The sequence below is a fragment of the Bacillus sp. T-10(2022) genome, from assembly GCF_056502895.1.
Genome location: NZ_CP113518.1, coordinates 676,524 through 701,126 on the forward strand (window position 1 = coordinate 676,524; position 24,603 = coordinate 701,126).

The window sequence follows — 24,603 nt, forward strand, 5'->3', positions numbered from 1 at the left end:
AAAAACTTATCTAATAAATAGCATTAATGGTTATAAATGTAAATGATCCGAAGTAACTATTAAAAATTGAACATTTTAAATGTTCAGAAAAATAACTTGTGTACTGAATTTTTTTAAGTTATATTTTTACTTAATTAGGAAGATTTACTAACTAAATGATGTAAGGCCGTGATGTGATGAGTTTTAAAAGACCACCCAGTCATCAAAAATATGTCAATAAAAAAAGAATCATTCAATGCATCCAGGAATGTTCGCCCATTTCAAGAGCTGAAATCGCCGTTAAGCTTCAGCTAAGTAAACCAACTGTTTCTCTAGCTGTGGATGAACTTATAAGGGAGAAATGGGTATTTGAGAAAGGAATAGGAGAATCCTCCTCTCAAGGCGGGAGAAGGCCCATCCAGCTCTTTTTTAATGAAAAGGCTGCCTATATCATTGGGGTCGATATAGGCGGGACGAAAGTGAAAATCATTTTAAGTGATTTAAGCGGCAACATTCTTGCCGACACTAGTTTTTCAACAAACACTTATTTACATTCAGGACTTCTTAAACAAATGGCGATTGAAACGGAACGGTTAATTGCAAAGAACCAAATTGCGAAAGGCAGGATATTGGGGATGGGAGTCGGGATTCCTGGTATAACGCAAACGGCAAGCGGATTAGTAATAGAGGCACCGAGTTTAGGCTGGGTACAATATCCGTTCATAGCCGAAGCGAAGCGGTATTTTGATTTCCCCATTTTTTTGGATAATGATGTAAACGCGGCTGCATTAGGTGAACAGTGGCTGGGTAATGCACAAAATAAGCGGAATTTGCTGTTCATTGCGGTTGGCACGGGGATAGGAAGCGGTATTATCTTGAATAACCAGTTATACAGAGGGGCTTCCAGTGCAGCTGGGGAAATGGGATATATGGTAACGGACAAAGAGGATATGAAGCGTGAATTCAAGCCGATTTTCAATAGATACGGTTATTTGGAAAGTGTCGCAGGAGGAAAGTCGATAGGCAGTCATTTTACAAGGGAGGTTCTCAAGGATCCTCTTCATCTTTTATTCGAACGGGCCAAATCTTCCGAACTATCGGGGGAGGATGCCTTTTTGTCAGCAAAAAAAGGAGACACGACTGCAATGGCCGTCATAAATGAAGCCATCGAACATTTAGCGTGCGGAATTGTCAATGCGGCTAGTTTGCTAAATCCAGAAGTGATCATTTTAGGAGGTGGTGTATTAAATTCATCTGAATACATTTTACCTAGAATTCAGGAGGTCGTTGATCGATATCTTCCAAGTTTAGTAGAATTGAAAACTTCACAACTTGGAGAAAACGCAGGAGTACTAGGAGCGGTTTCCTTATTCTTAAGGGAGCATGATGGCATTTTGAATTTTCGGGATGAGGGGGAGTATTAATGAAAAATAGGAAAAAGTCGCTTGTTTCAGTAATGGCCTTATCGGCAGCACTATTGATTTCGGGATGTAACGGTACAGATACGAAAACGAATTCGGATGCTGGCGGTGCCAAGGGAAAAAAGGGTGATCTGGAAGATAAAATCGTTGTTTATTCACCGCATGGCAAAGATATTTTATCTAAATTCGAAAAGCAGTTCGAAGATGAGTATGGTATTGATGTTGAGTGGCTTGATATGGGGTCCCAGGAAATCCTTGACCGCGTTCGATCAGAGAAAAGTAATCCGCAGGCAGACGTTTGGTGGGGGGCACCTTCCACGAACTTCAATCAAGCAAAGGGTGATGGGCTGCTGGCTTCTTATAAGCCTAGCTATTCCGATAGTCTCGATGAAGGATTCCACGATCCGGAATGGTATTGGACGGGAACGAGCCAGACACCGGAAGTCATCATGTATAACAGCAAAGAACTATCAAAAGACGAGGTACCGAAAGATTGGGATGAGCTGCTTGATCCGAAGTGGAAAGATGAAATCATCATCCGCTATCCGTTAGCCTCCGGAACGATGAGGACAATTTTTTCTGCTATGATCTATCGGACGTATAAGGATACAAATGATCCAAAAGAAGGGTATGCCTGGTTAAAGAAGCTCGACCAAAACACAAAGGAATATTCAGCAAACCCGGAAATGATGTATAACAAGGTAGCCAAAGGAGAGGGCTCACTTTCCGTTTGGGCAATGCCGGATGTTGTCATGCTGAAGGAAAATAAAAATTATCCGTTTGAGTTCGTCATTCCGGAAAGCGGAACACCTGTATTGACAGAAGGTATCGCCATCGTTGAAGGTGCCAAGCATCCAAAAGCGGCTGAAGCCTTTTATGAGTTCGTGAATTCACCAGAAGCCGCAAAAACATTGGCAGAAGAATTTTACAGAATTCCGACCAGAAGTGATGTGAAGGATTTACCTGAATGGATCACGGAAACGGAAATTAAAGCGATGGATATTGATTGGAATGCATTCGAGGAAAAAGGTGACGAGTGGATGAAATACTGGGACGAAAATATTAAAAGTGGAGATAAAGAAATTAAAGAATAAGGAAGTGTCGTTGGGATGGCGTCAATAAAAATAGAGAATGTCCAAAAAGCCTTCGGGAAAACGATAGCTGTTGACCATTTAAATCTGGACATCAAAGAAGGGGAGTTTTTTACCTTTCTTGGTCCAAGCGGCTGCGGTAAAACGACAACGCTTCGGATGATTGCCGGTTTTTATTATCCAACAAAAGGTGTCGTCCGATTTGGCGACAAAGATATGACGCGTGTACCTCCGGAGAAAAGAAATACAGGCATGGTTTTTCAAAACTATGCCCTCTTTCCCCACATGACTGTTTTTGAAAATATAGCGTTTGGCTTGCGTGTGAGAAAGGTTTCTTCTGCTGACTTAAAGAGGAGAGTGCTGGATGCCCTCCAAAAGGTCAGGCTGGAGAGCTACTCGAATCGTCAAGTGAGCCAGTTAAGCGGAGGGCAGCAGCAGCGGGTGGCCCTTGCAAGAGCACTGGTCATTGAACCCGAAATATTACTGCTGGATGAACCATTAAGTAATCTGGATGCCAAGCTTCGTGATGAAATGAGAGTGGAAATCTTAAGGCTGCAGCGTGATTATAAGATTACCACCATTTATGTCACGCATGATCAAGCTGAGGCATTATCCATGAGTGATCGGATAGCTGTGTTCAATTATGGTGTATGTCACCAGGTCGGGACACCGGCAGAAATTTATAATCGGCCGGCCAATGATTTTGTGGCGAGTTTTATAGGCGAGATTAATCTATTGCCCGTTCAAGTCGAAAAAGTCCAACAAGATAATATAGAGGTTGCCCTTAAAAATAGTGAACAACCGATTAAATTGCATGTACCAAATCAAGCTAGGGACGGAATTTCGATCTTACAGACTGATGATGACCTTGCTGTTTCGATTCGTCCTGAAGCAATCAGATTTCTGGATGTGACCGAGGAAGGAAAGAATATCTTTAAAGGTAAAATAAATTCCGTCCAATTCTTTGGATCTGTTGTGAATGTCATGGTGGATGTTCAAGACGTGTTACTAAGGGTCGACGTATTTAACACTTATGATTTTGGATACTTTTATCAAGGAAAGGAAGTGTATGTCCAGCTTCCTGAGAAACAGCTGCGTCTTATCCCTGTCATAAGCGGTGATGCGCCATGATTAAAAATCGTGATACGAGATTGACGGTTTGGCTCCTTATACCAGTTGCATTGGTGCTCATAGCTTATGTACTCTATCCATCGTTGAGGACCTTTATAGAAAGTCTGCAAAAAGAAGGAACGATATCCCTTGGGAATTATCAGGACTTCTTCGTACAGGAATCGAAAACGAACTTAGAGGCTCTATGGAATTCTGTTTATATATCCTTATTGAGTGTATTGGTCAGTGCCTTGATTGGCATTCCGCTCGCATTCATTTTTAACCGTTACGATTTTCCCGGCAGAAGCTTCTTTTCATCAGCAGCGATTTTGCCGATTGTCCTTCCATCATTGGTAGGGGTCATGGCCTTTATGTTTTTATATGGAGAATCGGGATTGATTCCAAATGCCATCAAGGACCTGTTTGGTCTCGAGAAGGTTCCATTCAAGATTGGCGGGGTATCGGGAATCCTTATCGTGCATGCCTATACGATGTATGTTTATTTTTATATGACCGTATCAGCTGCAATCAATAAAATAGATCCGTCCCTTGAAGAAGCGGCTTATAACTTAGGTGCAAATAAAATCAAGGTTTTTTGGAAGGTTACATTTCCATTATTGACACCTGCCATCGTTGCCGCTTCTCTACTTGTTTTCATGATATCGATGGCTTCTTTCAGTGCCCCGTTTTTATTAGCTGGCGGATACAGGGTGTTGAGCCTGCAAATTTATTTTTCAAAAATCAATGGTGATATGGAAATTGCCGCTACTCAATCCGTCATTCTATCCATCGTTTCGATTTCATTTCTATTATTCATGCGTTGGTATCAGAATAGGAAGGATTATCGCATGGCTTCGAAAGGAATTGGCGCACACAGGAATGAAGTGAAGAACCCGTTTATGAAATGGGTGATGGTCTTAACGGGTATCATCGGCGTAATTATTCTGCTTTTACCGCACTTTACGATTCTATTGCTTTCACTAGTGCCTGATGGAACCTGGACATTTCAAACATATCCAACAGTATTTAATATGGAAAATTACCGGCTTTTGTTTGAAGACCCTAATATCTTCAAACCGTTACGAAATAGTTTACTGATGGCGGTTATTGCTACGTTGGCAAATCTGGTGTTTGGGGTCATAGCGTCCTATGTACTTGTTAAACGGAAATTCGTCGGGAAAAGCTTTGTCGATATTCTAGTCATGATTCCTTGGGCGTTGCCTGCAACGGTCATAGGGATGAACTTGATATTCGCATTCAATGAACCTAGCATTTTTTCCTTTGGTCAAATATTGGTAGGAACATTTTGGATTTTGCCGCTTGCCTATTTCATCAGGCATATTCCGCTCGTTGTCCGTTCGACTAACGCCGTTCTGGAGCAGCTGGATGACTCGATTGAAGAAGCAGCAAGAAACTTGGGGGCAAAGTGGTTTTATACCTTCAGAAAAGTCATATTCCCGATTATTATGCCTGGTGTTTTATCAGGGACATTATTGGCATTTATCGAATCTGTAGGGGAATTCCCGACCTCGGTCCTGTTGTACACAATTTCAAACAGGCCCATATCCATTGAAATCATGAATCAGCTTCGGATGTTCAATATGGGGCAGGCAGCTGCCTATGGGATGATTCAAATCACGCTGATTGTAATCGTTCTCTTTATTTCGAACAAGTTTTTTGGAATCAAAGCGGAAAAAGCTTTATAAATCGGAGGTTCAAAGATGAGCAGGCTTGAAGAATTTATCAAAAATGAAGGTAGTGCCTTTCCCGGAAAAACCTATGCTAGAGAGCTTCTGATGCCTGTTTTTAATGATCAAAGAGATTACTTATTTCATGCAATGTTCGATATTCATCGGGCACATGTCATCATGCTTTCGGAACAAAAGATCATTAAAGAAGAAGAGGCGAAAACCATGCTTGATGGGATTCGGAAAGTGGCTCAAACAGATCTCGCGCAATTGATCTATCAGCCTCAATTCGAGGACTTATTTTTCATGATGGAGGCAAAGGTCGGTGAGGAAATCGGTCATGAGCTTGCAGGAAAGATTCATATCGGCCGCAGTCGTAATGATATGGGCGTTGCGATGTACCGGCTTGTTTTGAGAGGTCATCTGCTTCAATTGATTGGCTATGCAAACCAATTGAGTGAAGCATTCTTGGTGCAGGCTGAAAAACATACGGAAACCTATATTACAGGTTACACGCATACCCAACCGGCTCAGCCGACTACAATGGGACATTACTTTTTAGCCATTTATGATGTTCTTCAAAGGGATATTGGCCGATTATGGGCAGCCTATGAAACGGTTAACCAATCCCCTTTGGGCGCGGCCGCATTAACGACCACAGGTTTTCCGATCAGCCGGAAACGTACTGCTGAACTGCTTGGATTTGATTCGGTGATTGAGAATTCCTATGACTCGATTGGCGGGGCGGATTATTTATTGGAAACCGCAACTGCCATCATGACGTGCATGGTCAATACCGGAAGATGGATTCAAGATTTCCTGCAGCATGTGACAAGGGAGTTTGGAACCTTTCATGTGGCGGACCCTTATGTTCAAGTGAGCAGCATCATGCCGCAAAAAAGAAATCCAGTCTCCATTGAACATTCCCGTTCGATTGCAAGCAGTGCTTATGGTGATGCACTTGCTGCAATGAATATGATCCACAATACACCATTTGGTGATATCGTCGATACGGAAGATGATTTACAGCCGCATTTATATCGGGCTTTTTCGAATGCAGGACGTGTCATGAAACTAATGTATGCCGTCATGTCGACTTTGAAAGTAAATGAAGAACACACAAAGAAAATGGCCGCAAAATCCTGTATAACGGTTACTGAATTAGCGGATACCCTATCAAGAGATTACGACATATCCTTTAGAAAAGCCCACTCCATAGCAAGTACAATTGCAAAACGGTCAATTAGTGAAGGGAAAGAGCTATATGATTGGGACACACAAGAAATCAACAAGATCATCAATGAATTCGTTTCAGTGAACATAGCAGAAGATGAATGGAAAAAAATAATCTCCCCCGAGTATTTTGTGGAAATTAGAAGCATTCAAGGCGGGCCCTCCCCTAAAGAGGTTACGAGAATGATTGTAAATAGAAAACAAAAACTGGAACAAGATTTGCAGGAATACAAGGAAATGGTCAAAGCATTGAATGATGGCAGGAAGGCTTTAGTGGATTATTAAAGGTACGGGGCATAAAGGAAATGAGTCTTAACGCGCATGAAACTCCCGAGTAAAAGCGTGAAACTACGAGTATTTGCGCCAAACTCCCGAGTAAAAGCGTGAAATTCGAGTATTTGGCTCGTAAGCATTAGCATTTTACTGAGAAAGCTTCATATTTCATGATATATAGTCATTCTTTATTAGGGTGGCTATTTATTTTGGATTTTTATTGCAACTGAGATATCCCCATTGACAATAAATGTAGATTATTTCCAATAAAAATGCTATTATTTGTAAAATATATAATATGAGGCGGAATGTAAATGTCAAATAGATCTCAGTTCGGTGTTATCCTGATTTTAATAGCTTTCGTAATATCGATTACCTTTTGCTTTAATCCGGAAGCCTTATTAAGAGGTGGATATGACTTAGCTATTGATGGCCTGGTAGTATCCAGAACCTTGATGATTATTTTTTCATTGTATTTATTAGTTAAAATAGGGGATTTGTTTATAAACAGAAAAGATTAATAGTCTAAAATGAGACTTCCTATAATCAATCTTGAGAAAAAGGACATTATGCTTTGGATGTCGATAATAAGGAAGGCTCAGTCTTTTGACTGAGCCTTCCGATGTTTATTATCCAAAATAACCTTCATATATCGTTAACGGATTTAGGTTCCAACTGAACCGCGTGCTTTCTGAAAGCAAGACTTACTGTCATCATCACAATGAAATTGACTGCCAATGCGATGATTCCCACATTCAAATCTTTCGCTGCTTGTGGCAAGGATGGAAACAAGGTCCCTATTGTCGATTGACTGAGTGTAATGCAGATTACGATGGCCAATCCGGTAATGATGCCGGCGATTGCGCCAAATTTATTGATCGGATTGTTCCTTTTCAGACTAAAGAGAAGGGACGGGAAAAGCTGTGTGATGAGACTGTATCCCATAAGAATTAATGCCGACATCGTTTCGCCGCCGTTTAAGGTGAAGTAGACGGCTATAAGGGCAATGACTGGAACAAGGAACTTTGCCAATCGTACAACATGGCGATCGGATACTGCAGGTGCAAATTCCTTATAGACGTTTTTCGCGAGCAGTGTAGCGACGCTCATCAAAAGCATGGATCCCGGCACCAATGCGGTCAACAATCCAGCTCCGCCGATTATGCCTATAAACCATGGATCAAAGGTCTCGATCGAAAGGCGCAGCAATGACAGGTCTGCATCTGCCCCAACGAGTCCGGGCACTTTCAATATAGCTGTAAACCCAACGAAAAAGACGAATAACAGCATGAGTGTATATAATGGGCTGATAATGGCATTTTTTCGAAATACCTTGCCGCTGCGTGCTGAATAAACAGCGCTGAAAACCTGGGGCCACATATAGAAACCGAATACGAGCAATATTACCGTGGAGATGAACCATGATACGCTAAGTCCCTGATCTGGGAACTTTAGAAAACCAGGCTTGGCCGCATCAATCGCTTCAAACATCGGCTGAAATCCGCCAAAGTAATGAATCGGCAGATAAATCCCCAAAAATCCTATTATGGCAACCATCATGATATCTTTAATGACCGCTGTCCAAACTGATCCGTGTATACCGGAGATCATCACATAAATGGTAAGGCTGATCGCCCCCATCCAAACTGCCTCAGACATAGAGATGGCACCATAAGATGCTTCTGAGACAATGATCCCCAATCCTTTCAGCTGCACGACGATCACTGGAATCATCGACACCACACCGACAAGCGCAGCCAAAACTCCTAAACCGGGACTCTTATATTTGCTTACAAAGAAATCGGATTGAGACATCAGTTTATTTTCCTTGGCATATCTCCAAATTTCCGGCAGGAGCCAATAGGATAATACGTAAGACAAAGTAATGTAAATTAGAACATATAGAGCGGGTGCGCCCTTGCCATAAGCCCAGCCGCTGCCGCCAAGGAAGGAGAAGGTCGTATAGATTTCCCCGGCCATCAGCAGAAAGACGAATATCGCACCAAAACCGCGTCCGCCCACCGTCCATTGTTCCAAGTCCATATCTTTTCCTTTTGAAGAGCGTATGCCTAAAAATATCGATAGAAGTAAGAATGCTAAAATGATTAAGAGAGCAATATTCATTCCTGGTCACCTTCCCGATTCCTGGGATCCAGCTTATACATGATGCCCAGTATGGCAGAGGTAAGGACCACCCACATAGCCATCCAGAACATATTGAAAGGCATCCCTAATACATATGGTTCTATTTTATTAACAAAAGGCAGAAATCCTAGTATGCCTATAAAAGGAACTAGAGTAAGAATATATATAATCTTCATAAACAAACCCCTCCGTTTTAATAAAGTGAAACGCCCACCAATGGGGTTTATTCTTCAATGCCACTGATGGATGGGTGAACCAAACCGGAATGAAAAATTCATACATGACGGAAAAGGTCCGATAATATATATTAGCTTACACTATTTTGATATAAAATTTAATGCAGTTGCCTGATATATTTGAGCAACTGTGCGCAGACAGCCGAACCCTGATATGTTCATAAGACAGATAAAGCCTTGAATTCATAGTGAGTTCAAGGCTTTTTTCCTTTAGCTATCTTTTTTTCCGATAGTTATATAGTATCACCAAGAGTATGAACCAGAGTGGGGTCAAGAGCAGTGATAGTCGTGTAGCTTCAGCGAATAGCATAACAATAAGGATGAACAGGAATAATCCTAAAATGGCGTAATTGACAAAGGGTGTAAAAGGAGCCTTGAAAGTCGATTCGGCTCTTAGGTCAGGCCTTGTTTTCGAATATTTGATATGGGAGATCAAGATAATGCTCCATACCCATATGAAACAGATGGCACTGATGGTCGTCACGACAGTAAATGCCTGTTCCGGTATCAGCTTGCTTAATAATGCCCCTATTGATACAACGATTGTGGATGTTAATAAGGCATTGCCCGGAACCGCCTGTTTATTTAATTTTTCCAGTTTAGCAGGGGCTTCGCCATTCCTGCTTAACGTATAAAGTATTCGGCTCGTTGAAAATAAACCGCTGTTGCATGCAGAAGCAGCGGAAGTCAAAACGACGAAGTTGATGATCCCTGCAGCGACAGGAATGCCGATTAACGCAAAGACCTCTACAAATGGGCTGCTCGTGGCATCCAGTTGTGTCCATGGGTTGACGCAGAGAATGACGAATAGTGCACCAACATAGAAAAGTAAAATCCGGACAGGGATTTTATTGATGGCAGATGGAATGTTCTTTCTCGGGTTTGCCGTTTCTGCTGCGGAAACCCCGACCAATTCGACACCGACAAATGAGAAGACGACCAGTTGTAAAGATAACAGGAATCCGGAAATGCCATTGGGGAACATGCCCCCATGATTCCATAGGTTGGTTAGGGAAACCGTTCCGGTATTGGTATTGAAGCCGATGATCAAAAGGATGATTCCCACGATGATCAAGGCGATGATCGTAATTACTTTAATGATGGCAAACCAGAATTCCAATTCACCAAATAACTTAACGGTCAATAGGTTCAATCCTAAAAGAATGACCAGGCATATTAGAGCCGGAATCCATTGAGGGATATCGAACCAATATTGTATATAGACGCCGACAGCTATGATATCGGCCATTGCGGTCATAATCCAACAGAACCAATATGTCCAGCCTGTCACGAAGCCGGCCCATGGACCGACATATTCGGTTGCAAATTCAGTGAATGATGCATACCCTGCATTGGATAAGAGCAATTCACCTAGTGCCCTCATCACAAAAAACAAGGCAATCCCTATTATAAGATAGGAAAATAAAATAGAAGGACCTGCCAATTGTATGGCTTTTCCGGAACCTAAAAATAATCCGGTGCCAATGGTTCCTCCTATTGCAATCAGTTGTACATGTCTATTTTTTAAATCTCTTTTTAATTCTTGTTTAGCCAATTCCTACGCCCCCGTTTTTTTATTGTCTTGGTAGTGAATGAGTTTACCTGCATGGTCTTGGAGAGAGGGACGTGATTTTTTCGTCCAGCTTGCCTTTCCCATTGGTTTTAAAGCTGTTGTTTTTAGTCCAACCACAAAATGGACAATAAAAAAAAGAGATTGGATAATACCAATCTCTTAAAGGGTTCAGAATAACAATTTTATCATTCGTTACTCTTCTGTCCTTTTGCCTGAGATTGTGAATCCTTCGGCGCTGCATCTTGTACAGTCTCTCCAGAAGCTGCTCCTGCTATAGTGTCATCCATAGCATTCATCGCTTGCTTGTATGCGGTTGTGAATAAATGTCGTCAGTGATAATCTACCACTGCTGAATCATTCATTATGCTTATAAAATAATATTGGAATTCTATCATCTATTTTTCGGTAGGTCAACAAGTTTTTTTGAAGTGAAAAAGGCAATATCTGCAGTTTTATAGTGATCTTAATTTTTATTAAGGTACTTGAAAAATTTATTTTTTGGATGATCACTATTATGAAATATTGATCATCATTTTTTTGAAATGATATTTTTAGATTAGGGAAATTGCCAAGATATATTTGGCAACTGTTTATTTCAAAAATACAATTGTATTTTTACAGAATATTTACTATTATAAGATAAGAAAACATAATTGAAGTGTTATTGATATTTTTTCTTCGATAGAGCATTTCTAATCGCAATAATTAATAGAGAGTCGTTCGTGGTAAGGATAGAAAAGCATTACCGATATTGCATCTGGGGGAGTTAAACATGTCGAACAAGGAATTAAAGAGAGGGCTGGAAGCACGTCACATTCAAATGATAGCTTTGGGCGGAACCATCGGTGTCGGGTTATTCATGGGATCGGCGAGCACGATCAAATGGACCGGGCCCTCTGTAATGCTTGCTTATGCCATCGCAGGTATTTTTATATTTTTCATCATGCGTTCCATGGGTGAGATGCTTTATTTAGAACCGACTACAGGTTCATTTGCAACCTTTGCGAGCAGCTATATACATCCTTTGGCAGGTTATATGACTGCTTGGAGCAATTGGTTTCAATGGGTAATCGTCGGAATGTCCGAAATCATCGCGGTTGGGTTGTATATGCAATATTGGTTCCCGGAGTTACCGGCCTGGATACCAGGTGTGGTCGCCATGGTCATCTTGGGGGCGGCCAACCTCATTTCCGTCAAATCCTTCGGGGAATTTGAATTCTGGTTTGCGCTTATAAAAATCATAACGATTGTATTGATGATCGTTGCCGGCGTTGGCCTTATCTTCTTTGGAATAGGGAATGGCGGGGATGCGATTGGATTATCGAATCTTTGGGAAAATGGCGGCTTCTTTACGGGAGGCTGGACAGGATTCTTCTTTGCGCTTTCCCTTGTCGTGGCATCCTATCAAGGCGTTGAGCTTATCGGCATCACAGCCGGAGAAGCGAAAGACCCAACGAAGACCGTAACAAAAGCGATCCAATCAATCATATGGCGCATATTAATTTTCTATATTGGCGCCATATTCGTCATCGTGACAGTCTTCCCTTGGGATCAACTGGATGACTTAGGCAGCCCATTCGTTTCAACCTTTGCAAAAATAGGTATCACAGCAGCAGCAGGAATCATCAATTTTGTCGTAATCACTGCGGCAATGTCTGGATGCAACAGTGGTATTTTCAGTGCAGGGCGTATGCTTTACACACTTGCATTGAATGGCCAAGCTCCGAAAATCTTTGCTAAAGTATCTAAAAATGGAGTGCCGGCATATTGTACGATCGCTGTACTTTTAGGATTGGGCATCGGGGTTATCCTGAATTACCTTGCACCGCCGCAATTATTCCTTTATGTGTACAGTGCGAGTGTATTGCCCGGGATGATTCCATGGTTTGTCTTACTGATCAGTGAGCTTAAATTCAGAAAGGTAAATGCCGCTGAAATGGAGAAGCATCCGTTCAAGATGCCGTTGGCCCCTTTCAGTAACTATGCGACAATAGCCTTTTTACTTATGGTGCTGGTCGGTATGTGGATCAATCCTAGTACAAGGATTTCCTTGGTTGTCGGAATCGTTTTCCTAGCCTTGGTCGTGGCAAGTTATTACATCCTGAAAATGGATAAACGAACACCATTGGATGCTAAATCCGATGATGAAATTTCGGGATAAGCAACTCTATTGGAAAGCCCTTCTCTTAATTCGAGAAGGGCTTTTTTGTCTTTGGTGATCAATTGTTGGAATTCACGAGTAAATCAGCGGAATTCACGAGTAAACCAGTGAAATTCACGAGTAAAACGGCAAAACTCACGAGTAAATCAGCGAAATTCACGAGTAAACCAGCGAAACTCGAGTAAAGCTGCGAAACTCGAGTAAACCAGCGGAATTCACGAGTAAACCGCGAAACTCACGAGTAAACCAGCGGAATTCACGAGTAAATCGTCGAAACTCACGAGTAAACCAGTGGAACTCACGAGTAAACCAGCGGAATTCACGAGTAAAGCTGCGAAACTCGAGTAAACCAGCGGAATTCACGAGTAAACCGCGAAACTCACGAGTAAACCAGCGAAATTCACGAGTAAAGCTGCGAAACTCGAGTAAACCAGCGAAATTCACGAGTAAAGCTAATTAGCCCCCGTAACAAGGGATGCCAGCAGTGGGTCGCTTATGGAATGTGTCTTCCTGACAGATTTTTTCATAGGATGTAACATCATCTTACCCGAGGAAGGGGTTATATTTTGGAAAGAACAAAGCTTACCGGGCGGGTCGTTACACCTAATGATGCTGAGTATGAGCATGCCAGGATAAATAATAACTTAAGTTTTTCTAAATTCCCAAAGGTCATTGTGTTTTGTCAAAATTCCAATGATGTGTTGAATTCATTGAAGTGGGCCCGGGAAAATCATACACCTTTCCGGGTTAGGAGCGGCAGGCATAGTTATGAAAATTTTTCATTAGTGAATGGCGGTCTAATCATTGATATAAGTGAAATGTACAATATCAAGGTCAACCGTGAAAAAATGATTGCAAAAATCGAAGCAGGAGCTGATTTAGGTCAAGTATATAATATGCTATGGAAGTATGGCACGACGATTCCGGCTGGGACCGAAAGCGGTGTTGGTCTTGTAGGCCTTACGCTTGGCGGTGGAATAGGTATGTTATCGAGACGCTTTGGACTTACTTGTGACAATTTGCTTGAAATAGAAATGGTAAGGGCGTGCGGAAAGAGGGGCGCTAAACTCATTAAAGCAAATAGGAAAATTAATAGTGATTTATTTTGGGCATGCTGCGGGGGAGGAGGGGGAAACTTTGGCATAGTCACTTCTCTTACCTTCAGGGTACACCCCGTATCAAGGGTATCGATTTTCTCCGTCACATGGGGATGGGAAGATTTTGAAGCGGTGTTTGAAGCCTGGCAGGATTGGGCCCCTCAAGTTGAAGAGTGTTTAACTTCAGAAATCGAATTCAAGTCAAAGGAAGTAAACCAAATTATCGCTCAAGGTGAATTTGTTGGGCCATCATATAGGTTGCAGCAGCTTCTAAAGCCTTTGACGAGAGCAGGTTCTCCAGCAAATATCATGATAAAGGAAGTTCCGTACATTGATGCTGTGCAATTCTTTAATGATCCAAGTGGAAATCGACCGGCCCATCGCAAGCGGTCGGGGTCTTTCATAGAAAAACCTTTTCAACGGCAAGCAATCTTGACGATGAAGCATTTTTTGGAAAACGTTCCAAATGAAAATGCAGCCATTTGGCACCAATCCTTAGGAGGGGCCGCTGGCCGTGTGGCCCCAAATGAAACGGCTTTTTATTATCGGGATGCCATCATCGCCCAGGAGTATCTGGCTACATGGACGAATCCAGAAGAAGAGCGGCAAAACATCCATTGGATTAAAGAACTTAAATGCGCTTTGTCACCATATACTACAGGTGACTACGTGAATTGGCCGGATATCCTCATCGAAGATTGGCCAACTGCGTACTATGGAGAAAATTTCAAGCGGCTTCGGGAAGTGAAAACGAGATATGATCCGTACAATACGTTTAAATTCCCTCAAAGTATACCGCCTTTAAAGAAGTGGGTCTGAAAAAGCTTGGATGCACCAAAAACATTCGTTATTAAAAGGCCTATTCCTCAATTGGGATAGGCCAGTTTTATTTTCATTTTCCCAAAATCATTCCGCTTGCTGAGCTTGTACTGCACTGTAAACCTGATTTACGGAAGACTGGGCTTGCGCGATTTCTTGAGCAGCTTGTTTAATGGCTTCTTGTGCCAAGGTTGGATCAGAGGAAGATTTTTCAATTGCTTGTGAAAGTAAGGTTTGTGTTAGGGTAACGTTTGCTTTTGCTTGGTTTAATTGATTGATATCAATTTGTTGTTGAGGCATGTAGCTTCTCTCCTTATGTCATTATTGGAATTACTCCATTAGGATGACCTTTCTTTTCTTTTTTATAAGGAGAAAAATATATGATGTAGACAGGATGGGTAAATTGGAAAAATTATGAAATTAGCAAAAAAGTCCATTTAAATACGATGCAAAATTTATGGACAATCCAAATTCGTGTAAAAGGTACACCCTTAAGATTGAAAAACGGGCAGAAAAAGAAAGGAATCATTAGGGTTATTTACTTTAGAATCCTTAAATTTTCAGCATAAATAGTATTACGTTCCTTGAATACAATGTAATATCTGTGATCTTTCTTCACGAAGTCCCTACAAAGTATAGAAGGAACCGGATGAGCTCTGCTCTTCCGGTTCTTTGTATATCAGTTAGCTGCTGGAATCAATCCTTTATGAATGGAGACTTCCTTAATGGCACGGTAGGCGGTTTCGACCATGAAATCGAGTTCCTTTTCTGACATGGAAAGGATCGGCATCATCGTGATGACTGGACCAAGTTCCCGAATGATCAGGCCATTTTCCCGTGCTGTATGGATGATTCCGGAAACGACATTCTCTTGGAGGGTGAACGTTTCTTTTGTTTGGCGGTCTTTGACGATTTCCACTCCAATCATGAAGCCGCGCTGGCGGATATCGCCGACTATCGGGAGTTCGTATAGCGCTTGCAGTCTTTGTGATAGATATTTAGATTTTTTCTGGATGTCTTTAATTAAATTGCGGCTTTCCATCAGCTCGATATTCTTCAGTGCCAGTGCACAGGCAAGCTGATTTCCTGTATAGGTGTGACCGTGATAGAAGGTTTTATGTTCTTCCCGTTCCCCCAGGAAGGATTGAAAGATCTGCTCGTTCATGATAGTGGCGGCGAGTGGCATATATCCCCCAGTGATCCCTTTGCCCATACACATGATATCGGGTACGGCATCTTCCTGTTCGCAGGCAAACATTGTACCGGTTCGACCGAATCCTACAGCCACTTCGTCACAAATTAAGAGGATATTGTACTTTTTGCATAATTGCTCGACCTCTTTCAAAAAGCCATGGGGATGGGTTATGATGCCTGCTGCTCCCTGCACAAGCGGCTCGATGATCAATCCTGCAATTTCCTCTGATTGTTTCTGCAGTAACTTCTCCAGTTCCTTCAAGCAATGGTTTTTCACGGCTTCTTGATCTCCATACTCAGTCATGTGATAGGCATATGGTGAAGGGGCGGAAATCCGTTGAAATAAGAGGGGCTTAAAGATTCTATGGTATAGATCCATTCCGCCCACACTTACAGCTCCGACAGTATCGCCGTGATATGCCTCGTCAAGTGAGACAAATTTGTTTTTATTCTGATGCTTGACGGGATCGATATTCTGCCAATATTGATAAGCAACTTTAAGGGCGATTTCCACTGCGGCTGATCCCGTGTCGGAGTAGAAGACTTTCGATAAAGAACCAGGAGTGATCTCGGCTAGTTTTTTTGCCAGTAAGATCGATGGTACATTCGCAGATCCCAGCAGTGTGGAGTGTGCGACTTTATTCACTTGTTCAATTAGGGCGCCGTTTAATTCCGGCTCGTTATGTCCGTGCACGTTCACCCATAATGAAGCATAGCCGTCGAGGTAGCGTTTACCCTCCACATCAATCAGGTAGCTGCCTTCGCCGCGTTCGATGATCAGCGGTTTGCTTTCCCGATACGTTTTCATTTGTGTGAACGGATGCCATACATATTCCTTATCCCATTGTTCTAAATCCTGACTGTTCATGCCTTGAACACCTCTTTCAGTTGTTGGGTATAATCTTGATCACTAAGTAAATCAAGGATGCAGATCCTCAAGTCTTTTCTAACATCGGCCAGTGTTGGGATGCAGGCGAGGCCATTCAGCCCAGTCAGCTTTTCAATGGTTTCGATATTGTCTTGATGAATCCGATCTTCCGGCCGGTAATGATTATACAAAATGGTTTTCACGTTTATATCGTGGACTTGGGCATAAGAATGGGTCGTCACGACATCATGAATCGCCCCTAAACCGCTTGTGGATACGAAGAGGACAGGCATGCCGCAATCCTTTATGAAATCCGCCGTCATATAGAAACCTTCCGTTCGTTCAATAAGCGGCACAGCCAATCCGCCAGCGCCCTCGACTAATACGATGTCATACATTTCCTCAAGTTCATGAACCCTTTCCACGACTTTCTTCTCATCGATAAGACTGCCGGTTAATTTAATCGCCAAATGTGGGGAGGTTTCCGGTTTCAGTGTGTAAAACCCTGAATCCTTTACACCGAGTTCCTGCTCAAACCAAGATATATCCGGGTATGTATGATTTTCCTCATTGATTCCAGTTTGAAATGGCTTGAATATCGTGACGCTTTTTCCCAATGTTTGAAGAGACAGATAAAGTGCGCTCGTGACGATGGTCTTTCCAATATCCGTGCCAGTTCCGGTTATAAAGTAGGCTTGGCCCATGGATGATTCAGCTCCTTTACGTTTATATATCTTGCAATGCGCGGACGTACTTGTTGAATGATGACAGCACATAGAATGCATAGCATTAAATCACCGGGTACAGGTAACAAGAAGCCGTAAAGAACCGTCTGGTTGATGGAAAACGGCGTTTCAACAATCCACTTCATCGCACCATACAGCCAGATGCAGCCGAAAAGGTAAACTGTCAGCAAAGAGGCGGCATTAGCAAAGAATATGGAACGAATCGTGGAGAGGGAAAACCGGTTGATCAGCCATCCATTTACATAGGCTCCCAGTATATATCCGAGCAAATAGCCGAATGTAGGTTTGAATATATAGCCGAATCCCCCGCCTTCAGCAAACACGGGCACCCCGATAAGTCCGATCAAGACGTAGCATAACTGACTGAGCATCCCAAGCCGGGGCCCCAATAATGCGCCTGCCAAATAGACTGCCAGAATTTGCAGTGTGAATGGTATGTAAGGGATAGGTATCTTAATAAAGGCGCCAATGGCAGTTAACGCGGTAAAAAGGGCCACATAGGAAATCGTCCTTGCTTTCAAGTTTTTAACCTCCTTTTTCAAAAGTGCTGGCAAAATGCCCACTATTAGTTTGCCTGATTCTTATTTTATATGTCAACTAATTTATTATTTAGTTAACATATAAAAGGCCAGCTTTATCGGGATTTAAAGGACAGACTAGGAAAATATTGAAAAAAGACCATTGAATAATAATTTGTTAGTATGTTATTATTCTATCGATATGTTAACTTAAAATATTATAGGTTAACAAATTTATTTACATTGCAGGCAGTATTGATACTGCTAAATGTTAAGTGCTCCCCAATGTGGTTGATGGTGCACATGCGGTTGGAAGGGAAAGTGGATTGGAGATGGAGACACTCGCGGTTGGAGCATCAGGTGGATATATTGCAGACAGCTGGTCTTTATTTACCAGACCGGGTTATGCTCCTTTTCTAGGAATTGCATAGTCAAGGAATCCATAAACCAGCGATTCGGCACACAATAAAGAAAAGAGGGATAGTTTTGGAAACATTGGTAAGGGATTGGAAGATGTTAGCGGAGAACGTTATCAAAGGATATAAAGTGACGGAGGAAGAGGCATTATCCATCGTACAAGCCCCAGACGAAGAGGTTTTGGAAATTTTGAATGCAGCCTACTTGATACGCAAGCATCATTATGGGAACAAAGTTAAATTGAATATGATCATCAATACGAAATCAGGATTATGTCCCGAAGATTGCGGCTACTGCTCGCAGTCGATCGTGTCGGAAGCCCCGATCGATAAATATGCTTGGCTGACGAAAGAAAAGATTGTCGAGGGAGCGCAGGAATCAATTCGTCGCAAAGCGGGTACTTATTGCATCGTTGCGTCTGGCCGTCGTCCGACCAACAGAGAAATAGATCATGTCATTGAAGCGGTAAAAGAAATCCGCGAAACGACGGATCTTAAAATCTGCTGCTGTTTAGGTTTCCTGAATGAGGAACATGCGGGCAAGCTAGCGGAAGCAGGCGTTCATCGCTACAACCACAATTTGAATACATCACAGGAAAACTACAGTAAAATTACATCGACGCATACATATGAAGACCGGGTAGATACAGTCGAAGCTGTGAAAGAAGCCGGAATGTCCCCATGTTCTGGTGCCATTTTCGGTATGGGGGAATCTGAGGCGGAAGCGGTGGAAATCGCCCTATCCTTACGCAGCCTTGATGCAGATTCCATTCCTTGTAATTTTCTCAATGCAATTGACGGAACGCCGCTTGAGGGAACTTCCGAATTGACCCCCACTAAATGCCTGAAATTGATATCGATGATGAGGTTCGTTAATCCGAGTAAAGAAATCCGTCTGGCCGGCGGTCGTGAGGTCAATCTCCGTTCCATGCAGCCCATGGCACTTTATGCAGCCAATTCCATCTTCGTCGGCGATTATTTAACGACAGCTGGTCAAGAACCCACAGCGGATTGGGGAATCATCGAAGACCTGGGATTCGAAATTGAAGAGTGTGCCCTCTGATAAAGAAGATAATGGAAAACAATATGAATTAAAAAAAAACACCCTTAGGGTGTTTTTTTTCAGTTTGTCGAAAAAAGTGCATGGAGGGTCGAAAAAAGTGCGTTTTAGGTCGAATAAAGAGTATGGAAGGTCAACATCATGTTTTTTTACAGTAATTCATATTGGATTGAAGAAATTGGCGACACTCCTGCCGAATAACTGGCTAGCCAAGACCCCGCAGCCGCTTGCGGTGAGGAGGCTTGGCAGACAGTCGGCGGAAAGGGAGCGGATTTCTGAAATCAACTCGAACGGTTTTAAAAGAAAAAAACTGCAGGCAAACTCGATTTTTCTTGGAATTTGTCTAAAAACAAGACTAGAGTACCCTTCATGTTTTTTTACAGTAATCCAAATTGGATTTCTGAAATCAACTCAAACGGTTTTAAAAGAAAAAAACTGCAGGCAAACCGCTCTAATTCAAATATGTCTTCTGGGTGTTTTATTAATTTGCTGTAATAGAACTAATGTCCTTCAACCTTTACAAAAATAAAAAAATGATAGATAAGTGAAAATAATGAAAAAAAAATGCTAAATTGTAAGAAGAGGTTTTATAATGAATTACCTGAATACAATAAAATTTGCTGCATTGTGGTAAATGAATATGATATAGGGAAAGAATCAGTATTGGTAATATCAATAATGAGAGGATAGTTTTGTGTGATGCATATATGGCTGATTAGTTTTATTATTTTATTATTGCTATTAATATTTTATACTATTATCCCGACGGTGCTTATTCGTGTATGCAGTCTGGGAATAACCAAAAAAATCAATTCGAATAATGGGATAGCGCTAACTTTCGATGATGGCCCAAACCCTGAATATACAATAAAATTGCTTGATCTTTTAAAAGAGTATGAGATAAAGGCCACATTTTTTGTTGTTGGCAGTAAAGTGAAAAGTAATCCTGAGATTATTAAAAGAATGCATGAAGAGGGACATACTATAGGGATCCACCATTATCATCATGTTTCAAGCTGGGTCCTATCACCCATCCATCTACGGAAACAGTTGGAAATGACTGAAAAGGCGATAAATGAAGTTACGAATGAAAAGGTTGTTTTTTATAGACCGCCATGGGGCCATTTCAATATGTTCACCCCACTTTTCAGTAAGAAATATAGAGTGGTGATGTGGTCAGGCATCTTCGGGGATTGGAAAGTTGAAAATTGCAAAAATACTTTGCTTGATCAACTGCGAAGCACTTCGACAGAAGGTTCCATCCTGTTGCTTCATGACTGTGGTGAAACATGGGGAGCGGATAAAGAAGCACCAGGCTATATGATTGAAATGTTAAAAATTTACCTACAGGAAAGTAAGGAAAAAGGAATACACTTTATTACTTTAAAAGACTTATAACTAATTCTGGGGGTATTATGAATATAGATACGCTTTTACATTTTATTGATTCATATGGATACCTGATCATTTTTCTTTTTTTATTCTTCGGCATTGTGGGAGTGCCTGCTCCAGAAGAATCACTTCTATTTCTGATTGGGGTATTGGTAGCACAAGGTAAGCTCTCACTGGGTTTTGCCATGCTGTGTGCAATTCTCGGCGCCTTTATCGGAATGCTTGCAGCTTATGCATGCGGAAAATATGTAGGGTATCCATTTATAAATAAATTTGGAAGATTCATTGGGATTACGACTGAACGCTGGGAGAAAGCGAAGAAAAACTATACGGATAATGCACAAAAAACCTTAGTATTAGGATTTTATATTCCGGGAATAAGACAAATTAGTCCATATTTCGCAGGAATCTCATCTATACCCTTTCGGAAATACTTCCTATTTTCCCTAATAGGCACTATACTTTGGACCGTCCCTTTTATAGTGGCTGGTTATTATGTCGGGGATGCTTTTAATGTTAATCCCAAATATGTTCCATATTTAGGGCTTGTATTTTTAGTTATTTTTGTACTATATGTTACTATCAAATACATTAAAAAGAGAAAACAAATGTCCAAAAGTTGAGTCTGCTCCTTTTTATAAAAGTTGGAAATTTATTGTAAGAGGAAGATATCAGAACTATATATTTTGTATTTTCAGAATGATTTCTTAGGAGATGACACATATATGAAGAAGATTTTGTTTTTACCTCTCTTTCGAATGCAGTCGGGACATCATCAAGTTGCAGAGGCATTAATGGATATGTTAAAAAAGCATTCAAAAGGGATTACTTATAAAAAAATCGATCTAATCAGTTATACCAATACCTCTCTAGAAAAATTCATCGCAAATAGTTATCTGACATGGATCCGTTATGCGCCGGAAACCTATAATCTTGCCTATAAGAATCTGTTTTATGTTCACTCGCCAAAGGAAAGTGTATGTAAATGGTATCAGCAATTATTCATGAATAAGATGGAACGATTGATAGCAGAAGAGAAGCCTGATTTAATTGTGTGTACACACGGTTTCCCTTCATATCTTTTGAGTCAGTTAAAGATGAAAGGGAAGTGCAGCACACCGGTAATAAACGTGTACACGGACTTTTTTATTAATAATGTGTGGGGAAGCGAAGGGATAGATGCCCATTTTCTTCCTAGTCAAGAAGTGAAAGAAAAGCTGATGAGTAAGCGTCAAATACCAAAACAAACGATGATGGTCACTGGCATTCCTGTGCACGAGGAAATCACAAAAAATGCCCGTGTCCAAAGAAACACAGCACGGCCAAAAGTTTTGATATCCGGAGGAAATAGCGGTCTGGGAGGGATTTTGAACTTAGGTGATGAGTTAAAGAATTCAACCGACTTTGATTATTTAGTTCTTTGCGGAAATAACAACAAGCTTTATGAAGAAATCGATACATGGAACTTACCTCATATCAAACCATTGCCTTATATCTCATCAAGGTCTGAAATGAATAAGCTTTATGAAGAAGTTGACGCAATCGTTACGAAACCGGGCGGTGTCACGATCAGTGAATCATTACGAAAAAGGCTTCCGATTTTTGTTCATTCCAGGCTTCCGGGGCAGGAGGAAATTAATCTGCAGTATCTAAAACAACAAGGCCTTGTATTTAAACTTAATCAGAAAACGCCTTTTGAAAAACAATTGCTGAGTATATTGAAGGATCAGAAAAAAATGAAAAAATGGAACACATCCATAGAGTCTTATCATAAGGAAATAGAGTTGGAGAAACCTGAGGGAATAGTGGAGGTCATGAAATTGATCCTTAATCTTAATCAAAATGGTACACCTTCCTATCTAGCCCGACAGCCCAAACTTCTTTATAGCTGAGATGCATGGTGTTCTCACTGGTGAACCTAAATGAAAGAATGAATACGGAAGGCTGCTGAATTAACAGCCATCCTAAAATGAAAGGTCGGAAGAAGAGTGACTTTGAAAAAAACATACCTTATGATTTTTTCGATTATGCTGCTTGCGGCAGCGGTCGCAGGGTGTTCAAGTGATGAAACGGAAAAAACGGAAATGAAGGCGCAAGCCGGTGGTAAAGTGGAATTGACGGTTTCCGCAGCTGTAAGTTTGCAAGATGCCTTAAATGATATAAAGAAGTCTTTTGAAAAAGAGAATGCAAATGTGGAAGTTCATTATAACTTTGGAGCCTCTGGAGCTCTTCAGCAGCAGATATCCCAAGGCGCACCTGTTGACCTGTTTTTCTCAGCAGCAGAAGATAAATTTGATAAATTAGTAGAGGAAGATCTTATTGAAGAGAAAAACGGAATTGATATAGTCGGCAATGACCTGGTGCTGGTGGTGCCAAAGGATTCCAAAAAGGAAATCGGATCGCTGGAAGACCTCACGAAGGCAGCTAAAATTTCGATTGGCACTCCAGAGTCTGTACCGGCAGGGCAATATGCGAAACAAACTTTAGAAAACATGAACCTCTTTAAAGAGCTTGAAGATCGATTGGTATATGCAAAGGATGTCCGGCAAGTGCTTACATATGTGGAAACGGGAAACGTGGACGCAGGCCTCGTCTATAAAACGGATGCGCTCAACTCATCGAAAGTTGAAATCATTGCAGCAGCCGAGGCGGATTTACACGATCCGATCATATATCCCGTCGGAATGATCAATGACCTGGATCATGCTAAGGAAGCCAAGCTATTCTATGACTATCTCCAAACGGAAGACTCCATGAAAATTTTTGAAAAATACGGATTTAAAAATTTGAAATAACCACCAATATGGTGGTCTTTTTTTATACATCTACAGTAATATTAGGTATATTTTCCTTTATATTGAAACCTTATCTCACTTTTATACGTAAGAATAAGAACATGCATGTATTCATCTTTCAACATAAGCGGATAATTCGACCCACACGAGAATTAATTCGACCTAAAGCAAGAATAATTCGTCCCACACACAAATAATTCGACCCCCAAGCGAATAATTCGGCCGCTTGAGTAAAAAGAACCTTGTGACAAAGGAAGGACAGCAAATTACTGTCCTTTGGCTTGACTGTGAATGGTTCCATTCTTTTTGAAAACTGTGTAAAACAGCTTAATCGGCAGGTATCCTATAATCCCACCAAGAGTATTCAGGATCATATCATCGGTATCAAAACTTCCTAATTCAAATAAAAGCTGAATAACCTCATAGGTGAAGCTAATACAGAATGTTGCAATCAAGATCGATCTGGGTAGGGAAAACCTTGTTGATAATAATGGAAGCATGAAGCCAAATGGTACAAAACCGATGATATTCCCCACTATATTTTCGATCCGGATGGATGTATTTACATCCGCTAAGAAGAGGTAATGGAAAATGGTTTTAAAAGGGATGAAGTTATGGGAACCCCAATAGCGGTCATTGAAGGAAAAACTAATATGATCATTCATTTCGGTTATCGAGAAGGTTTTAAATAAAATGAGCTTTGTAAGGATTAATAGATAAAGAACCATAAATAACGATAATACAATTTTCACAAAAATTTTCATGATACAACACCAATATTAAAGTAG

The 24,603-nt window shown here is 41.3% G+C and carries 22 protein-coding genes and 1 riboswitch; of the genes, 14 read left to right on the forward strand and 8 right to left on the reverse strand.

All coding sequences use genetic code 11. The annotated features are described in order from the left end of the window. Positions 1–176: 176 nt before the first annotated feature. From OSJ91_RS03230 to OSJ91_RS03255, 6 genes are all read left to right on the forward strand, one after another. Entirely contained in the window at positions 177–1,403 is a 1,227-nt protein-coding gene (locus tag OSJ91_RS03230) for an ROK family transcriptional regulator (protein ID WP_485890972.1), read from the forward strand. Further along, positions 1,403–2,494 carry an extracellular solute-binding protein gene (locus OSJ91_RS03235; protein ID WP_485890973.1) on the forward strand — a complete coding sequence of 364 codons (1,092 nt, stop codon included), beginning with the start codon at positions 1,403–1,405 and terminating at the stop codon, positions 2,492–2,494. The genes OSJ91_RS03230 and OSJ91_RS03235 overlap by 1 nt, the downstream gene beginning before the upstream one ends. Positions 2,495–2,509: 15 nt before the next feature. Next, positions 2,510–3,622 (forward strand): ABC transporter ATP-binding protein, encoded by a 1,113-nt coding sequence (locus OSJ91_RS03240; RefSeq protein WP_485890974.1) that lies wholly within the window; start codon positions 2,510–2,512, stop codon positions 3,620–3,622. Beyond that, complete coding sequence (locus tag OSJ91_RS03245; RefSeq protein WP_350301183.1) at positions 3,619–5,307, forward strand: ABC transporter permease; 1,689 nt, start codon at positions 3,619–3,621, stop codon at positions 5,305–5,307. Before OSJ91_RS03240 ends, OSJ91_RS03245 begins: the two co-directional genes overlap by 4 nt. Positions 5,308–5,322: 15 nt before the next feature. Beyond that, positions 5,323–6,807 (forward strand): argininosuccinate lyase, encoded by a 1,485-nt coding sequence (gene argH, locus OSJ91_RS03250; protein WP_485890975.1) that lies wholly within the window; start codon positions 5,323–5,325, stop codon positions 6,805–6,807. A gap of 302 nt (positions 6,808–7,109) precedes the next feature. Further along, entirely contained in the window at positions 7,110–7,316 is a 207-nt protein-coding gene (locus OSJ91_RS03255) for a hypothetical protein (RefSeq protein ID WP_413015361.1), read from the forward strand. 124 nt (positions 7,317–7,440) lie between these two features. On the opposite strand, the gene OSJ91_RS03260 is transcribed toward OSJ91_RS03255, so the two are convergent. The 3 genes from OSJ91_RS03260 to OSJ91_RS03270 form a co-directional block, all read right to left on the reverse strand. Further along, positions 7,441–8,919, reverse strand: a complete 1,479-nt coding sequence (locus OSJ91_RS03260; protein ID WP_485890976.1) for a sodium:solute symporter family protein — start codon at positions 8,917–8,919, stop codon at positions 7,441–7,443. Next, positions 8,916–9,116 carry a DUF3311 domain-containing protein gene (locus tag OSJ91_RS03265; protein WP_048685209.1) on the reverse strand — a complete coding sequence of 67 codons (201 nt, stop codon included), beginning with the start codon at positions 9,114–9,116 and terminating at the stop codon, positions 8,916–8,918. Before OSJ91_RS03265 ends, OSJ91_RS03260 begins: the two co-directional genes overlap by 4 nt. Positions 9,117–9,390: 274 nt before the next feature. Continuing rightward, a complete protein-coding gene (locus OSJ91_RS03270; protein ID WP_485890977.1) occupies positions 9,391–10,731 on the reverse strand; it encodes an amino acid permease in 1,341 nt (446 codons plus the stop codon). Positions 10,732–10,939: 208 nt separating this feature from the next. After that, positions 10,940–11,018: riboswitch (glycine riboswitch) on the reverse strand. A gap of 503 nt (positions 11,019–11,521) precedes the next feature. Here OSJ91_RS03270 and OSJ91_RS03275 point away from each other — a divergent pair. Next, a complete protein-coding gene (locus OSJ91_RS03275; protein ID WP_485890978.1) occupies positions 11,522–12,910 on the forward strand; it encodes an amino acid permease in 1,389 nt (462 codons plus the stop codon). 566 nt (positions 12,911–13,476) lie between these two features. Next, positions 13,477–14,826, forward strand: coding sequence for an FAD-binding oxidoreductase (locus OSJ91_RS03280; RefSeq protein WP_350301190.1), 1,350 nt, complete (start codon positions 13,477–13,479; stop codon positions 14,824–14,826). 87 nt (positions 14,827–14,913) lie between these two features. Here the strand turns inward: OSJ91_RS03280 and OSJ91_RS03285 are convergent, their stop codons facing one another. The 4 genes from OSJ91_RS03285 to OSJ91_RS03300 form a co-directional block, all read right to left on the reverse strand. Further along, complete coding sequence (locus OSJ91_RS03285; protein ID WP_101224840.1) at positions 14,914–15,126, reverse strand: hypothetical protein; 213 nt, start codon at positions 15,124–15,126, stop codon at positions 14,914–14,916. A gap of 379 nt (positions 15,127–15,505) precedes the next feature. After that, positions 15,506–16,888 (reverse strand): adenosylmethionine--8-amino-7-oxononanoate transaminase, encoded by a 1,383-nt coding sequence (gene bioA, locus OSJ91_RS03290; protein WP_350301191.1) that lies wholly within the window; start codon positions 16,886–16,888, stop codon positions 15,506–15,508. Then, the gene (gene bioD / locus OSJ91_RS03295) at positions 16,885–17,592 is read right to left on the reverse strand and encodes a dethiobiotin synthase (RefSeq protein ID WP_350301192.1); all 708 of its coding nucleotides are present in this window, start codon (positions 17,590–17,592) and stop codon (positions 16,885–16,887) included. The genes bioA and bioD overlap by 4 nt, the downstream gene beginning before the upstream one ends. After that, positions 17,571–18,155, reverse strand: coding sequence for a biotin transporter BioY (locus OSJ91_RS03300; protein WP_350301193.1), 585 nt, complete (start codon positions 18,153–18,155; stop codon positions 17,571–17,573). The genes bioD and OSJ91_RS03300 overlap by 22 nt, the downstream gene beginning before the upstream one ends. Positions 18,156–18,439: 284 nt before the next feature. Between OSJ91_RS03300 and OSJ91_RS03305 the strand changes: the two genes are divergently transcribed. From OSJ91_RS03305 to modA, 6 genes are all read left to right on the forward strand, one after another. Continuing rightward, on the forward strand, positions 18,440–18,583 hold the full coding sequence (locus OSJ91_RS03305; RefSeq protein ID WP_350301194.1) for a hypothetical protein: 144 nt from the start codon (positions 18,440–18,442) through the stop codon (positions 18,581–18,583). An 82-nt stretch (positions 18,584–18,665) separates the two neighbouring features. Continuing rightward, complete coding sequence (bioB, locus tag OSJ91_RS03310) at positions 18,666–19,631, forward strand: biotin synthase BioB (protein ID WP_485891838.1); 966 nt, start codon at positions 18,666–18,668, stop codon at positions 19,629–19,631. A 696-nt stretch (positions 19,632–20,327) separates the two neighbouring features. Next, positions 20,328–21,026 (forward strand): polysaccharide deacetylase family protein, encoded by a 699-nt coding sequence (locus tag OSJ91_RS03315; protein WP_350302777.1) that lies wholly within the window; start codon positions 20,328–20,330, stop codon positions 21,024–21,026. 17 nt (positions 21,027–21,043) lie between these two features. Beyond that, a complete protein-coding gene (locus OSJ91_RS03320) occupies positions 21,044–21,643 on the forward strand; it encodes a DedA family protein (protein ID WP_485890979.1) in 600 nt (199 codons plus the stop codon). A 102-nt stretch (positions 21,644–21,745) separates the two neighbouring features. Continuing rightward, the gene (locus OSJ91_RS03325) at positions 21,746–22,912 is read left to right on the forward strand and encodes an MGDG synthase family glycosyltransferase (RefSeq protein WP_350301197.1); all 1,167 of its coding nucleotides are present in this window, start codon (positions 21,746–21,748) and stop codon (positions 22,910–22,912) included. A 102-nt stretch (positions 22,913–23,014) separates the two neighbouring features. After that, complete coding sequence (gene modA, locus OSJ91_RS03330; protein ID WP_485890980.1) at positions 23,015–23,815, forward strand: molybdate ABC transporter substrate-binding protein; 801 nt, start codon at positions 23,015–23,017, stop codon at positions 23,813–23,815. Positions 23,816–24,081: 266 nt separating this feature from the next. Here the strand turns inward: modA and OSJ91_RS03335 are convergent, their stop codons facing one another. Then, positions 24,082–24,579 carry a VanZ family protein gene (locus OSJ91_RS03335; RefSeq protein ID WP_485890981.1) on the reverse strand — a complete coding sequence of 166 codons (498 nt, stop codon included), beginning with the start codon at positions 24,577–24,579 and terminating at the stop codon, positions 24,082–24,084. Positions 24,580–24,603: the final 24 nt, after the last annotated feature.